Origin of the sequence: Sphingobacterium sp. 2149 (assembly GCF_031455655.1) — a bacterium.
Taxonomy (GTDB): Bacteria; Bacteroidota; Bacteroidia; order Sphingobacteriales; family Sphingobacteriaceae; genus Sphingobacterium.
Window position 1 is genome coordinate 179,319 of sequence record NZ_JAVDTD010000010.1, and the last position, 14,942, is coordinate 194,260.

Sequence of the window (14,942 nt, forward strand, 5' to 3'; positions counted from 1 at the left end):
AATTATAAACCCATTGAAATACCATTAGACAACAACGTAAATAGTTCAGATTGTACTAACGAAGAAAAAGAGTAGACAGATGAAAAGATTAATGCTATTGCTATCCATTGCTTTGGCCGGTCCTAAATTAAAGGCTCAGACTCCGGCAGTTTCCAGTGCGGAAATGACAAAAATTTATGAAGAAGTAAAGACCCCCTATAAGTATGGACTTGTTTTAGTACCTGCGCATAAAGGCGAATTGATGGATTGTCCGACCATTTATAAGGAGGGGAAATATTGGTATATGACGTATATTGTGTTTGATGGAAGTGGTTATGAGACCTGGCTGGCGCAGAGCTCGGATCTTTTGAACTGGAAGACCTTGGGGAAACAACTCTCCGTGGCACCAGATGGCAGCTGGGATGCTAAGCAGCGAGCAGGATATAATGCCTTGGTGGATACAAAATGGGGCGGGAAGTATAAGCTCAACAGCTACGCTGGAAAATACTGGATGTCCTATTTCGGTGGTTCCACAGCTGGTTACGAACCTGAGCCGCTGGCGATTGGAATGGCTTATACAACTAAAAAAGCAACACAACCTGTGGAATGGCAACGGTTGTCTAAGCCCGTGTTGACCAGTACGGATCCGGATGTTTCCTGGTGGGAAAATCGGCATAAGCTATTCAAAAGCTATGTGATTGAAGATCCTGATAAACAGACGGGCCATCGCTTCGTCATGTATTACAATGCCGTAGGCGATTCATTACCCAATAATAAAGCAACGCGATGGTATGAACGTATTGGTATGGCTGTGTCAGATGATATGGAAAACTGGAAGAGGTTCCAGCCGAACCCTGTGGTTCACCATCCGGTAGGAATTACGGGAGACCCTATGATTCAGCGGATCCAAAATACTTGGGTCATGTTTTATTTTGGCGCTTTCTGGAAAGACCGTAAAGGGGCATTCAATCGATTTGCGGCATCCAAGGATCTAATCCACTGGACAGATTGGGATGGTGCAAATCTGATTGAATCAAGTGAAAGTTTTGATCAGCAATATGCGCACAAATCATTTGTATTGAAAGCGGAGGGTGTTGTTTATCATTTTTATTGTGCAGTGGACGGCAAAGGTAACCGCGGTATCGCCTTGGCAACTTCGAAAGATTTAGGTAGAAGTACGGTGCGTTTTAAAGACTTAAGCCATGAGCAAGAATAGCCCCTCAGGCCTAGGTCACTTTTCAAAAAACTATTCCTAATGGATAAACCCGAAGGAAGTTTAAATACCTCAATATAGACTAACGAATAAAGACGCAAGCACGAAGCCATCATTGACTGCAATGAAAGCAGTGCTTATAAATAACCATTTACTTATGAATTTATATTATTTTATTTCTATTCTCTTTTTATTTCAACTTCAGCTTGTATACGGACAAGGACGTTCAAAAATCAGCTTTAATGACAATTGGAATTTTACGTTGCAGGATCAGCTGGGCTATCGCTTGAACGACGGAGATACCCAAGCTTGGGAATCGGTTGAATTGCCTCATGATTGGAGTATCAAAGCTGATTTTGATGCTAGTTACCCAGCAGGTAATGCAGGGGGAGCATTGCCTGGCGGAATTGGCTGGTATAGTAAGGAGTTTAAGTTGCCGGCAGCAGATCAGGGTAAAAGCATACAACTCTACTTTGGTGGAATATATCGCTACGCGGAAATTTGGATCAATGGGGTTTATTTGGGAAAAAAGCCCAATGGTTACCTTTCCTTTACACTGGATCTTACGCCGCACCTTAAGTTTGGAAATCAGTCCAATCGGATTGCTGTCCGTGTGGACAATAGCAAACAGCCAAACTCCAGGTGGTATTCAGGTTCCGGAATCTACCGCGATGTTTATCTAATCAAGACGGGTGCAGTACAGCTCGATGAACAAGAGACTTTTATCACTACGCCCGAGACACATGGTGAATTGGGGGAGTTGAAAGTACTTTCTAAATTGAATAAGTCGGCGCGATCTAATGGAGTTGCAGGGAATAAATATCAAATTACAGTATGGGATCCCAAAGGCAATTTACTATTGAAAAAAACAGGGGTTGAGAAAGATGGATATATTGATGCATCGCTTCAAGTGGAAAAGCCACAATTGTGGAGCCTAGCGTCGCCAAATTTATATCGTGTGCAACTCACTCTTTTAACTAAAAATAATACAGTCGAAGATCAAATTGAAAAGAGAATCGGATTCCGGACAATTCGCTTTGATGCGAAAACTGGCTTCTACTTAAACGGCGAGGCCTTGAAAATTTTAGGAGTATGTATGCATCATGATTTGGGTGCTTTAGGAGCCGCTTTTAATAAGTCTGCTGCGAAAAGACAGCTTGTCATGATGAAAGAAATGGGTACAAATGCCATTCGAACCGCACACAATCCACCCGCAGAAGAGTTACTCGATCTCTGCGACGAAATGGGAATTTTGGTTTATAATGAAGCATTTGACATGTGGAAAAAGCGAAAAAACAAGTTCGACTACCACATTGACTTTCCTACGGAACATCTCAAGGATATTGAAGCATGGGTGCGTCGAGATCGTAATCATGCTTCGGTTATCCTATGGAGCATCGGAAATGAAATCCGAGAACAATTTGATTCCACGGGTATTGCCTTAACGCAAGAGATGGCGAAATTAGTAAAATCCTTGGATCCCACACGCCCCGTTACTGCTGCCTTGACCGAAAATAATTATGTCAAGAACTTTATCGCACAGGCAGAGGCTTTGGATGTACTGGGCTTCAATTACAAACATGAAGATTATGATAAATTACCTGTAGAATTCAAAAATATACCGCTGTTGGCATCAGAAACTGTTTCTGCCTTACAAACTAGAGGGGTGTATGACAAATTGCAAGATACGATTCAGTTCTGGCCAGCATCATCAAAGGACAAATATGTCGTTAACGGTAATCCCGATTTTACAGTTTCGGCCTATGATAATGTTGCTGCCTATTGGGGTACAAGCCATGAGAAAGCTTGGCTAGCGGTCAAGAATCGTCCTTTTTTGGCTGGAACATTTGTCTGGACCGGTTTTGATTATCTTGGCGAACCTGTTCCTTACCCTTATCCTGCAAGGAGCTCTTATTATGGTATTGTCGATCTTGCCGGTATTCCCAAAGATGTGTACTACATGTATCAGTCTGAATGGACAAACCAGGATGTCCTTCATCTTTTACCGCATTGGAACTGGAAAACAGGTGATACTGTGGACGTATGGGCTTATTATAATAAAGCTGACGATGTCGAGTTGTTCCTGAACGGCAAAAGTCTGGGAACTTCAGCCAAAACAGCAGATCGTCTGCACGCCAGCTGGAAGGTGCCTTTTGAAAAGGGGGAACTGAAAGTTGTTAAAAAGCGAGATGGTAAGATTGTTCAGGAAGCAAGTATGCGTACAGCGGGAGAAGCTAAGCGGGTAAAAGTCTCCTTAGAACATGAAAAATATGCCACAGGGGAATCCCGAGACCTTTATTTTGTGACTGCGGAATTGGTGGACCAAGCAGGACAGTCCGTGTTGCACAATGATCAAGAAATTGAGTTCATTGTAAAGGGAGATGCAAAAGTACTCGGGACTGACAATGGGTTTCAAGCCGATCTAAGAGGGCTGCATCGTCCCAACAGAAAAACATTTAAAGGAAAAGCATTAGGAATTATTCAAAAAATAGCGGATACGCCTTGCACCATAATTATCCGTTCGGTTTTGGGGGATCAACAAATTACAATCTAAGTATAGCTAGATACTCTTAAAGGATAGACAGCTAAACAAACATAAAATAATAACCATTTAAACAAATTAAATCTAATAACTCAATTATGAATAAAAACAAGATTAATATCGGAAAAATGACCTTAGGAGCTGCTGCTGCTAGTTCAAAGTATCCGATATTGATGCTCTTTTGCAGCTGTTTCATACTCGGAAGTCCATCGATTTCCAATGCTGCGTTACATGCCAATACGCTTCATAAAGTCACGGTAAATCAAGGAAATGAAATTAAGGGTAGAGTTACAGATGAGCAGGGAAATCCTATTGTTGGTGCTACTATAGCCTTGGTCAACTCGACGCAGTCTACCTCTTCCAATGCGAGGGGAGAATTTACACTTAAAATAACAGGGGATAGTGGCACCATCAAAATCACTTCCGTGGGCTATTCGGAAAGTTTATTAACAGTAAGAGTTGGGAATAGTGCCAATGTTGTATTAAGAAAAGATGATCAAGCACTAGAAGAAGTCGTGGTCATCGGTTATGGAACGGCCAAACGTCGGGATCTAACCGGCGCCGTAGCTTCCGTTAAATCCGAAGAGATTATGATGACGCCAACAGCCAATGTGATGGATGCCCTTCAGGGAAAAGTCTCCGGTCTGGATATCACCAAATCATCCGGACGTGCTGGTGCCAATGTCGGTGCGAGCTTAAGGGGCAACAGGTCTTTCAGTGGTGATAATAATCCGCTCTATATTATAGATGGTATTCCAGGGGATTTTACGAGTTTAAATCCCAGTGATATCGAATCCATAGACATTCTGAAAGATGCCTCATCGACGGCAATCTATGGTTCTGCAGGGTCAAATGGTGTAATTATCATTACAACAAAACAGGGTAAATCCGGTAAAGCGATCGTAAATTTTGATTCCTATTTTGGTTATAATGGATTCCCCAAATATCCCCATGGATTGTTGGGAGACGATTATATGAAACTGAAAAGGGAAGCCTATCGGGGTGAGCATGGTAACTATCCGGAATTTGCCAATAATATTTTTAAAAATCCTGCACAGCTGGAGGCTTATGAAAATGGCAAATGGGTAGACTGGGTGGACCTGGTCTTAAAAGACGGAATCCAGCAGAACTATAGCTTTTCAGTGAACGGGGGGAATGAAAAAACAAAAGCTTTTTTGTCCCTCAACTATAACGATGAAGAAGGCCTTATCAAAAATGATAATAGTAAAAAGTACGCAGTAAGAGCAAATATAGATCATAAACTCTCTGACCTGTTTAAAGTAGGTACGAATTTACAGTATACGTATAAGGATAATAACCAGGCTGCACAAAATGTATTCGGCAACAGCCTCACCTTTTTGCCCCTCGGGGATGCTTTTGATGCTGATGGTAATATCAATCATATTCCAGTGGACGGAGTCACCAACCCTTTATCCGATCAGATCAAGGATCAGTATAAAAATAATATCCTGAATAATTATTTTGCGGGCAATGCCTATCTTGATTTTACGCCGGTCAAAGGATTTTCCTTCCGTTCAATTTTTGGTGCGACGATTGGCTCTCAACGGACGGGAAGATATTTTGGCTCGCAGTCAATTGCAAATCCGGAGGCTGGCTTCAAATTGCCTGCAGCCGTTATCATCAATGACAGAAATTACAACTACCGTTGGGAAAATATACTGAATTATGAATTTAACCTACGTGAAGATCATCATTTTGCGCTGACTGGAGTCACATCATGGTCAAAAAACCAAGCAGAGCAGGCCTATGCGGGCGGATCGGGATTCGACCTCGACTCCTATTCTTTCCACAACCTGAGTGCGGCCACAACGTCTGTAATCCGCTCTTCTTATATTGGTTCACAGTCAATGTCTTATGTAGGTCGGATCAACTATAACTATCAAGGACGGTACTTGCTATCCATTTCCAGCCGTTGGGATGGTGTGTCTCGATTATCCGAAGGCAACAAATGGGATGTATTTCCAGCAGGAGCTTTTGCCTGGCGCCTGAGTGACGAGCAGTTCTTTGCGCCATTGAAAAGCAAAATATCGGAGTTAAAGCTACGCGCTGGTTATGGTATCACCGGTAATTCTGGTGGTGTAGGAGCTTACGGTACGCAAGCGGGGGGATATAATGCACCTAAGCCGGTAGGTTTTGGTGAAAGTACGCTCGGCCCGGCCTTTATTCTGAATCAACAACTGGCGAATAGGGACCTGGGCTGGGAGAAGTCGTATACGACCAATATTGGGCTCGATGCGCAATTTTTGAACCAACGAGCCAACCTGACCATTGATTGGTATAATACTGAAACGAAGGACCTGCTCTTTCTCAGGGATATGCCAGCTTCATTGGGCGGCTCCTGGGGTGCCCCTTTCAAGATGTGGCAGAATATTGGTGCAACAAACAATAGGGGCTTTGAACTCGCATTAAATACAAAAAATATTCAGGGGGATCGTTTTGTCTGGAATTCAACATTGACTTTTGCGGCGAATAAAGAACGTGTGACCTCACTACCGGGGGGAAAAGACCTGATTTCAAATAACCTATTTCTAAATCAGCCGATCAGAACGTTTTTTGATTATCAATACCTCGGTATCTGGCAGGAAAGTGAAGCGGAGCAGGCAGCCTTATTCAATTCCAAACCCGGTGATATCAAGTTATCCACCGATGGTACGGTCAATGAAGATGGTAAGCATGCCTATGGAGCGAAAGATAAACGTATTTTGGGATCTGCGGTTCCGAAATGGACCGGTGGATTTCAGAATAACTTCAAGTATCAAAACTGGGACCTTTCGGTCTTTTTAACAGCAAGATGGGGACAGATGCTGTCCAATAATTTGATCACACGTTATGATCCAACAACCGGTGTCGGAAATAGCCCCGACGATATCGATTATTGGACACCAGAAAATCCAGGCGCTTATTTGCCAAGGCCAGGATTACATTCCTCGACCAGTGGCTATATCGGGTTTGATGCGTTGAAATACGTGGATGGATCCTATTTTAAGGTGCGAAATATCACCTTGGGCTATAGTTTGCCGAAATCATTTATTAAGCGGCTTTCCATGGAACGTTTCCGTTTTTATGCAACCGCTAACAATCCGTTCATCTTTACGAAAAGCAACTTGTTAAAGTATCAGGATCCCGAATCCAACGGTTCGGATAATTTTCCTTTGACCAAGCAGTTTGTTGTCGGATTGAATGTTACTTTTTAATGCCAATATGTTATGAAAATCAACTATTTTAATATACTGTTATGTGCTGGCCTTTTTCTAAATTCCTGTGGTCTTGATGAATATAATCCATCCGGGGTCACCGTGGATAAGGTTGCTGAAAATAAGGCCGGTTTCGATAAACTGATTAATAGCTGCTATTTTGATCTGCCACGTTATTTCTATGGCAGAAATTTCTTACTTGTTACCGAAGGAGGAACAGATTTATGGACTTCCGATCTCAATTCAAATAACAACCAAAATTATTTAAAATATGCTTCCGGTGGCTCGATGTCCATAGACATGGCTAAAGACTACTGGAATGGTGCTTATGATGCCATCAATTACTGCAACATCGTCATCGGTAGGGTAGATCAGGTCAAAGATTTTTCTAGTGAGCAGGAAAAACTGGAAAAAGTTGCCCAAGCTTATTTTCTGAGAGCATTGTATTATTTTCATCTGGTCGAACAGTTTGGTTCTTGTCCGCTCAATCTCACGGAGACAACTACAGCCAATACTGCCGTTATACGTACACCTGTGTTGGAAATTTATGAAAAATGTATCCTGCCCGATCTGAGATTTGCGGCAGAGCACTTGCCTGTAGGGCGGACAGAAGCCGGGCGACCAAGTCAGAAAGCTGCATTGGGTCTATTGGCCAAGGTTTGTTTGCAGACAAAAGAATATAATACCAATCAATATCTAGAGGAAGCATTGCAGACGGCAAAAAAATTGATTGATAATCAAGCGAGTTATAATGTGCGTCTATATGCCTCCTTTCTAGACAATTTTAATGCGGTAAATAATAAGAAAAACACCGAAGCACTTTACCAGATTCCTTATTCCCAGGAGTATGGATCCACCAACGTATACGATCACAACAATGATTTTAAACGGTTCTATTGTACGCCGACAACATTTGGAGCGATACAGTCCGCTGGATTTCAAACCGAAATTGGGCGGTGGTCCGGAGGAACATTTATGCCGACTAAATACCTGCTTGATGTATTTAAAAATGATGATAATACCTTAGATCCAAGATATGCGATTTCTTTCCAGACGCAGTGGCTTTCCAATGCTGATTACAATTGGAGCAGAGATGCTATTGTGCAGTTCGATCGTGATGCAAATACTGTCGCTGTCGGAACTAATCTCCCGAAAGGAGCTCTAGCGCTTAAAGTTGCCCGTGAGGGAGAGACTGGTTATGCCGAAGAAAAAAAGATACAATTTCAAAAAAAATATATTTGGCTAGACCTAGAAGATCTATACGGTGCTGACCACAAAGTGAAAATGAAATATACACGGATAAATCAGCAGCCTGGACAGGTGGACAACCCATTTATTAGTTTCTATCCATCTTTGGTAAAATTTAATTCAGGTTCGTTAATCAGTCCCAAGGCTAACAATTTTACCAGCGACGCTTATACTACTGTTATGCGTCTGGGAGAGGTGTATCTCATTGCTGCCGAAGCTTCCTTTCACTTGAACGGTGCAAATGGAACAGCCGCTAACTACATCAATGTACTACGCGACCGGGTCGGGGCCAAGCAGATTACTGCTGGAGATATCACTGCCCAGTTTATACTTGATGAGCGTGCTCGTGAACTGTGCGGCGAGTATACACGTTGGTATGACCTGAAACGCTTGGGTAAATTGAACCGGTCTTATTTGATGGCGGTCAATCCTGATGTCGGACAATATTTTAAGGATGGTGTACACGGCCTTCGGCCAATTCCACAGGGACAGATGGACGCCATTAGCAACCCCGGCGAATTTCTTCAGAACAATGGCTATTGATAGCATTGTTATGAGGCCATAAGCCAAGGTGAAACGAAGTAGTATGATATTTTAAAATTATTTACAGATGAAGCAGACAATTCTCATATGGGTCTTTATATTTTTTTCGCTAGCTGCATTCTCAGCTCAGGGAGGAGAGATCTATGTGGGTAAACAAAGCAAGAAGGAACAACGGGATGGCACACGGGGAGCTCCATTTTCATGTTTGGAGGATGCCCTGCGTGAGGCTAGGGAATGGCGACGATTAAACGATCCGCGTATGCATCATGGCATCACAATCTGGATTCAAGACGGACAATATGTGCCTTCCCAAACAATTTTTATCCGACCTGAAGATAGTGGAACTGTCCAAAGTCCCACATGGATAAAATCAGTGGGCAGAGAGGCTATATTGTCCGGAGGAGTTACTATTGAAGGTTGGCAGCCCGTAAAAAATGACAAGCGATTGGATCCTGCTATTGCCAAATATGTTATGGTGGCAAATGCCCCCCAGGTCGGTGGCAAATACCTTTCTTTCCGCCAATTGTGGGTTGGCTCACGTAAGGCGATCCGTGCAGAAAGTCATGATGATGCTCATTTACCAAGGATCATTAATTGGGATTTTAAGAAGCAGGCTGCTATTATTCCTAACGTATTTCCTGAAAAATTTCACTATAAAGCTGGAATGGAATTTTTTATACATCAATGGTGGGCAATAGCACAGCTTCGTATTCGTGAGACGATTGTTACAAAAGATAGTATCACACTATTTTTTCATGAACCGGAAGGGAAAATCCAGAACGAACATCCTTGGCCAAAGCCATGGCTATCCAAAGAACACGGCAACTCTGCATTTCGCTTGGTGAATGCGCTTGAATTTTTGGATCAGCCGGGAGAATGGTTTTTGGATGAAGAAAATCATAAAGTATATTATTACAAAAGGCCTGATGAAAATTTAGACCAGTTAGATGTTGTTGCTCCTTACCTGGAGACAATTCTGACAATGCAAGGTACATTAGAGACGCCTGTTAGCCATGTGTATATCGAAGGGTTGAAATTTCAGCATAGTGCCTGGTTAAGACCTCATTATTACGGTCATGTTGCTTTACAGGCAGGTATGTATTTTTTGGATGCGTATAAATTAGCTAAGCCGGGGACTGTTGATAAAGCTGGGCTGGAAAATCAGGCTTGGTTGGGTCGGCCGCAAGCTGCGGTCCTACTTAGTCATACCGCGTTTACGAAAATTTCTGCCTGCCGTTTTGCTCATTTGGCTGCGACAGGCATAGACTATCGGGCCGGCAATTTAAAAGATAGTTTAAATGGAAATCTATTTCAGGATATTGGCGGATCCGGAATATTGCTCGGTCAGTTCTCAGACGAACAAATGGAAGCACATTTGCCTTTTCAGCCCAACAACGAGCGTATCTTGACCGATGGTGTTGTCGTCAGTAACAATCTAATCCAAGATATTGGAAATGAGGATTGGGGAACGGTGGGGATTGGCGCCGGATTTGTCCGCAATGTAGCTATTACGAACAATGAATTGCTGGATCTTCCGTACACAGGAATCAGCTTGGGCTGGGGCTGGACACCTACAGTCAATGCCATGCGAAATAATCGTGTTTTAAAAAATAAGATCACACGTTATGGTAAATACATGTATGATGTAGCTGGTATTTACACCTTATCGGCACAACCCGGAACAAAAATTCAGGAAAATTATATCGATAGCATCTATGTGTCACCTTATGCGCATATTCCTGAGCATTGGTTTTATCTCTATACCGATGAGGGTTCTGCCTATATGAATGTGAGTAACAACTGGTTCCCATCTAATAAAATATTGCAAAATGCCAATGGGCAGAGTGTTGAGTGGATAAAAAATGGCCCCGATGCGGATGCCTGGGTCAAAGACGAAGCAGGCATCGGTCTGCGTTATACCTATTTGTTGTCTGAAAAACGATCAATTCCTAAAAATGCATCTTTCAACGCCTATATTCCTTTTACCAAACCTGTTTTTTTCCAGATCTATGATCCGCAACAGAAATTGACAACACAAGCAATCAAAGGATTTTTGGCAAAAGAAGGAGTGGGTGCTGAACAGATATATCGATGGAACGATTATACGCTAGTGATGACCAGTGATGAGATTGGTAAAAAATTAGCGAGTGCGTGGATTGCTCATTATCCTGAGGTTGAATACAAATTGTTTACCGATCTGTTCTACGACTTTGACCGAAGCCGCTGTGCTGGTAAAAAAGAGATTGATACCGATTTTGTGCTACTGACCGCCCAATTGATCGATGATAAGAAAGAACAGGAGGCCTATTACAACGCACATAAAACACAATTTAAAGAATGGCCCGAGGTTGCGGCAGGTTTCTGTAACGCTGGATTTGACGAAGTGCTCGTCTATCGCAATGGGCGTCAGCTGATGTTATATATTTCTTTTCCAAAAGGACAGGATTTTAAAACAATTGATCTGTTGACAACCAAGGATAATCCACGAGTTGTGGAGTGGAACAAGCTCATGAGTTCCTATCAGGAAGGTATTCCCGGAACACGAAAAAATGAAACATGGATTTTTTATAAACAGTAAAATGGAAAATATACAGCAGTTAAAATTAGGGATTTTAGGATTAGGTGAGGGGCGCAGTACGATGTCAGCCGCATTGCAAAGCCCTCACATCGAATTGGTCAAGATTTGCGATCTGAATGAAGAGCTTGGACGCAAGCGGATGAAAGAGTTTGACTTTCATGCTTATACCAATGACTATCAGGCCATGCTGGATGACGAGAATATTGAAGCCATTGCCATATATACTCCGGATCATCTACATGCGAAGCACATCGAGCTAGCATTGGCACATGACAAACACGTCATCTGTACCAAACCTTTTATCGATAATCTTGCTGATGCCAACGCTTTATTGGAACGCGCAACTCAGAAAAATAAACGTGTTTTTGTCGGACAGAGTTCCCGTTTTTTTGAACCGGTAAAAAAGCAAAGAGAAGATTTTGACGCTGGACTTATTGGTGACTTAATTACGATCGAAGGTTATTATCACGCTGATCACCGCTGGTTTTTGGATAAACCTTGGTCTTTGCAGTCTTCTTTCAAATGGCTTTATGGAGGATTGAGCCATCCAGTTGATTTCATCCGCTGGTACCTCCCCAATATTGAAGAGGTGATGGGCTATGGCATGTTGAGTGCTAATGGGAAAAAAGGTGGGCTTCAAAATGTTGATACGATGCATTTTATTTTTAAAGCCGAAGATGGCCGGGTCGCCCGTGTGAGCGGGGCGTATACGGGTCCTGTACAGCCTGTCACACGAGATAGCGAAATGAGCTGTATTCTAAGAGGGACAGAAGGGGCGAGCCAGGCTGACTATATGGACCTTCGTTATGCGATCACAGATAAAACCGGTGAAGAGCGCATGTTGACTTGGGAGCATAAACTAAAACACTATTTCCGTTTTGAAGGAAAAAGCCATCACGCTGGTGAGTATCAAAATTACCTAGAGCATTTTGCAAAAGCCATACGTACTGGAGAGGAAGCCTATCCAGATATGAAAGAAGGTATCGGGACAATAGCTTTATTGCAAGCTATGGATGAATCATTGACAACAGGAAAGCCTGTCCGTCCAAAGGAACTGCTGGAAAGATATGGTGTCGACTTGAGCTTAGGAAGATGAACAGTATCTTAGACAAGTTAACCATTTACGACTATTGCATCGTCGTAGCCTATTTGTTAGCATTACTGACAATCGGCCTCTTGTCATCCCGTAAAAAGGTAGAAGGGGCAGAACACTTCCTAGCCAGCAAATCCTTAAGCTGGTACAGTATTGGCTTCAATATGTGGGCGACTAACGTCGGACCATCCATGCTGCTCGCATTCGCTACAGTAGGTTATACAACAGGTATCGTCGCAGTCAATTTTGATTGGTATGCTTTTATCTATTTATTTTTGTTAGCGGTGGTGTTCGCACCCCGCTATATTGCTACTGGAGTACGTACCTTACCCGAGTTTATGGGCAAGCGGTTCGGTCCAAATACGCAGACTATTCTGGCTTGGTATTCATTGGTAAAAATGCTTATTTCATGGTTGTCGTTGGGACTATTTGCTGGCGGATTTTTAGTGCGGCAGATTTTAGGTATTCCAATGTGGCAATCGGTTACTGTTTTAGTCTCCCTAGCTGGTCTGTTTGCGTATACGGGTGGATTAAAGACAGTTGCTAAAATCAATATCTTTCAGATGATCTTGCTGATCGCCGTGTCGGCCTTTTTAACTTTTCTGGGATTGTCCAAAATCGGAGGGTTAAGTGCTTTGGCACAGCAGACTCCGACTAGCTATTGGTCATTGATCAGACCTGCGAGTGATCCAGATTACCCCTGGTACGCCATCGCCTTAGGATATCCAGTGGCAGCGATCGCTTTTTTCTGTACGGATCAAGCCATGGTACAATCAGTTTTGGGAGCCAAGAATCTCGAACAGGGGCAACTAGGAATTAACTTTATCGCTTGGCTCAAGATACTTTCTTTGCCGTTGTTTATCCTCACCGGTATCATCTGTTCGGTTTTATTTCCGGGACTTAAAGACCCATCTCTTGCTTATATGACGATGGTGACTAACCTGTTTCCTACAGGCCTGAATGGATTGGTAATCGTGGTGTTAATTGCTGTATTGGTGGGCACCATTGGTTCGTCGCTTAATTCCTTGAGTACGGTGTTCACCATGGACATTTACCTCAAGTATATTCGACCAAAAGCAAACAATCAGCAGATTACGCAGATAGGCCGATATACGGTGATTGTGGGCTGTTTAACTTCGGTTTTCGTCGCACTGGCGATCGATCAAATTAAAGGACTTAATCTTTTTGATGTGTTCCAATCTATCCTTGGATTTATCGCGCCCCCTTTAGCGGTCGCTTTCCTGATGGCTGTGTTATGGAAACGGACTAATCGAGCAGCTATTAATACCATTTTAACCTTAGGAGCGCTACTAAGTTTGGGCACAGGAATATGTTATCTTTGGATATTTCCTAAAGATGTCTATACTTTTTGGCCGCATTACTTGATGCTTTCATTCAGTTTGTTTGTTCTATTGCTGCTTATTGGAATTGGTGTATCGTTGCTCCTTCCAAAATCAGCTTACGAATTAGCACATCAGCATATGGTCGATATCAAGATGGACAAGCCAAGTAACCGGGTTAAGATCGCTTGGACAATTTTATTTGTCGTAATGCTATTGTTGTACACGGTGTTGAAATGACTTTTTCACCTTAATCCGAGATTGGATTCAATTTGTGATCGGCATTTTTCTAGGCTTGTTACAATGTCCTCCGTGGATACAGTATGCTCAGTTTGACGTCGGATGAGTTTTGAAACAGTGAGGCAGGCGATTATACCTGTTTCGTTGGTTCCTATAGGGACGGAAATATCGATGATGCCCTCTGCGTAAGCACTGGGCATCTCATAAAATCCTTTCATTCTAATATCTTCCAAATCGCTGTCAAACTGTTGACGCTCTGTTTTCTTCAAGCTTTTGTAATAGGGATCAGCTCCTAAAATGGATTTTCTTTTTTCAGCATCTGAAAAACTTAAAAGAAGCTTGCCAGAAGCCGTTTGTGAAGTATTGTACAGCTTTCCTTCTTCAACTACGATGCTGATGGGGGATGATCCTTTGGCGTAGGAAATTACCATGACTTGGTTATCGTAGATCACACAGAGATGACATGGATCCTTAATTTCATTGGAGCTCTCTTGCATTGGCAATAATGAGGTGGCCCGTAATTTCTCTACAAAAGAGTGGCGATGCGATAGATAGTATAACTTCAGGGAAAGCGAATATTTGGATGAAATCTGATCACGATGAATATAGCCATTGGACTCCAGCGATGCAAGCATCCGATAGATCTCATTGGGACTTCGATTTAAGCCAAGGGCGATCTCGGATTGTGATTGCGCCGTTGGTTGCAAGGCCAGAAATTCCAGGATCTGCAATCCCTTTTCGAGTGCTGGCGCTTTATATTTATCGGAGCTATTTAATGTCATAAAATATTTTGCTAACAAATGATTGGGATAAAGATAAAAAAAGTATTTGAAGAGGCGTTTTTAGCGATCCAAAAAAACAGGTTAAATTTTTATATTCGAATATTGTATTTATATTTGAATATTATAAACCGCTTTTTTCATTGCGAAGAAGCATTAGAAGGGAAAAAGA

General features: G+C 42.5%; 8 protein-coding genes. 7 read left to right on the plus strand and 1 reads right to left on the minus strand.

Annotated elements, in window-relative coordinates:
- Nucleotides 1-79 precede the first annotated feature (79 nt).
- The 7 genes from J2X77_RS15765 (at nucleotide 80) to J2X77_RS15795 (ending at nucleotide 13,991) form a co-directional block, all read left to right on the plus strand.
- Nucleotides 80-1,195 carry a glycosylase gene (locus J2X77_RS15765; protein ID WP_209578206.1) on the plus strand — a complete coding sequence of 372 codons (1,116 nt, stop codon included), beginning with the start codon at nucleotides 80-82 and terminating at the stop codon, nucleotides 1,193-1,195.
- Between the two features lie 154 nt (nucleotides 1,196-1,349).
- Entirely contained in the window at nucleotides 1,350-3,746 is a 2,397-nt protein-coding gene (locus J2X77_RS15770) for a glycoside hydrolase family 2 TIM barrel-domain containing protein (RefSeq protein ID WP_209578207.1), read from the plus strand.
- Between the two features lie 86 nt (nucleotides 3,747-3,832).
- On the plus strand, nucleotides 3,833-6,949 hold the full coding sequence (locus tag J2X77_RS15775) for a TonB-dependent receptor (RefSeq protein ID WP_310081531.1): 3,117 nt from the start codon (nucleotides 3,833-3,835) through the stop codon (nucleotides 6,947-6,949).
- Between the two features lie 12 nt (nucleotides 6,950-6,961).
- Nucleotides 6,962-8,740, plus strand: a complete 1,779-nt coding sequence (locus J2X77_RS15780; protein WP_310081533.1) for a RagB/SusD family nutrient uptake outer membrane protein — start codon at nucleotides 6,962-6,964, stop codon at nucleotides 8,738-8,740.
- A gap of 67 nt (nucleotides 8,741-8,807) precedes the next feature.
- Entirely contained in the window at nucleotides 8,808-11,318 is a 2,511-nt protein-coding gene (locus J2X77_RS15785) for an L-rhamnose mutarotase (RefSeq protein WP_310081534.1), read from the plus strand.
- 1 nt (nucleotide 11,319) lies between these two features.
- Complete coding sequence (locus J2X77_RS15790) at nucleotides 11,320-12,414, plus strand: Gfo/Idh/MocA family protein (RefSeq protein ID WP_293889410.1); 1,095 nt, start codon at nucleotides 11,320-11,322, stop codon at nucleotides 12,412-12,414.
- Nucleotides 12,411-13,991: a sodium:solute symporter family transporter gene (locus J2X77_RS15795; protein WP_209578212.1), complete on the plus strand. Its 1,581-nt coding sequence runs from the start codon at nucleotides 12,411-12,413 to the stop codon at nucleotides 13,989-13,991. Before J2X77_RS15790 ends, J2X77_RS15795 begins: the two co-directional genes overlap by 4 nt.
- Nucleotides 13,992-13,996: 5 nt before the next feature.
- Here the strand turns inward: J2X77_RS15795 and J2X77_RS15800 are convergent, their stop codons facing one another.
- Nucleotides 13,997-14,773 (minus strand): IclR family transcriptional regulator, encoded by a 777-nt coding sequence (locus J2X77_RS15800; protein ID WP_209578213.1) that lies wholly within the window; start codon nucleotides 14,771-14,773, stop codon nucleotides 13,997-13,999.
- Nucleotides 14,774-14,942: the final 169 nt, after the last annotated feature.

Bases quoted from the DNA above. Each gene is read 5' to 3' on its own strand.
- J2X77_RS15800 (WP_209578213.1), bottom strand. From the start codon at position 14,773: ATGACATTAAATAGCTCCGATAAATATAAAGCGCCAGCACTCGAAAAG.
- J2X77_RS15775 (WP_310081531.1), top strand. From the start codon at position 3,833: ATGAATAAAAACAAGATTAATATCGGAAAAATGACCTTAGGAGCTGCT.
- J2X77_RS15765 (WP_209578206.1), top strand. From the start codon at position 80: ATGAAAAGATTAATGCTATTGCTATCCATTGCTTTGGCCGGTCCTAAA.
- J2X77_RS15785 (WP_310081534.1), top strand. From the start codon at position 8,808: ATGAAGCAGACAATTCTCATATGGGTCTTTATATTTTTTTCGCTAGCT.
- J2X77_RS15790 (WP_293889410.1), top strand. From the start codon at position 11,320: ATGGAAAATATACAGCAGTTAAAATTAGGGATTTTAGGATTAGGTGAG.
- J2X77_RS15795 (WP_209578212.1), top strand. From the start codon at position 12,411: ATGAACAGTATCTTAGACAAGTTAACCATTTACGACTATTGCATCGTC.
- J2X77_RS15780 (WP_310081533.1), top strand. From the start codon at position 6,962: ATGAAAATCAACTATTTTAATATACTGTTATGTGCTGGCCTTTTTCTA.
- J2X77_RS15770 (WP_209578207.1), top strand. From the start codon at position 1,350: ATGAATTTATATTATTTTATTTCTATTCTCTTTTTATTTCAACTTCAG.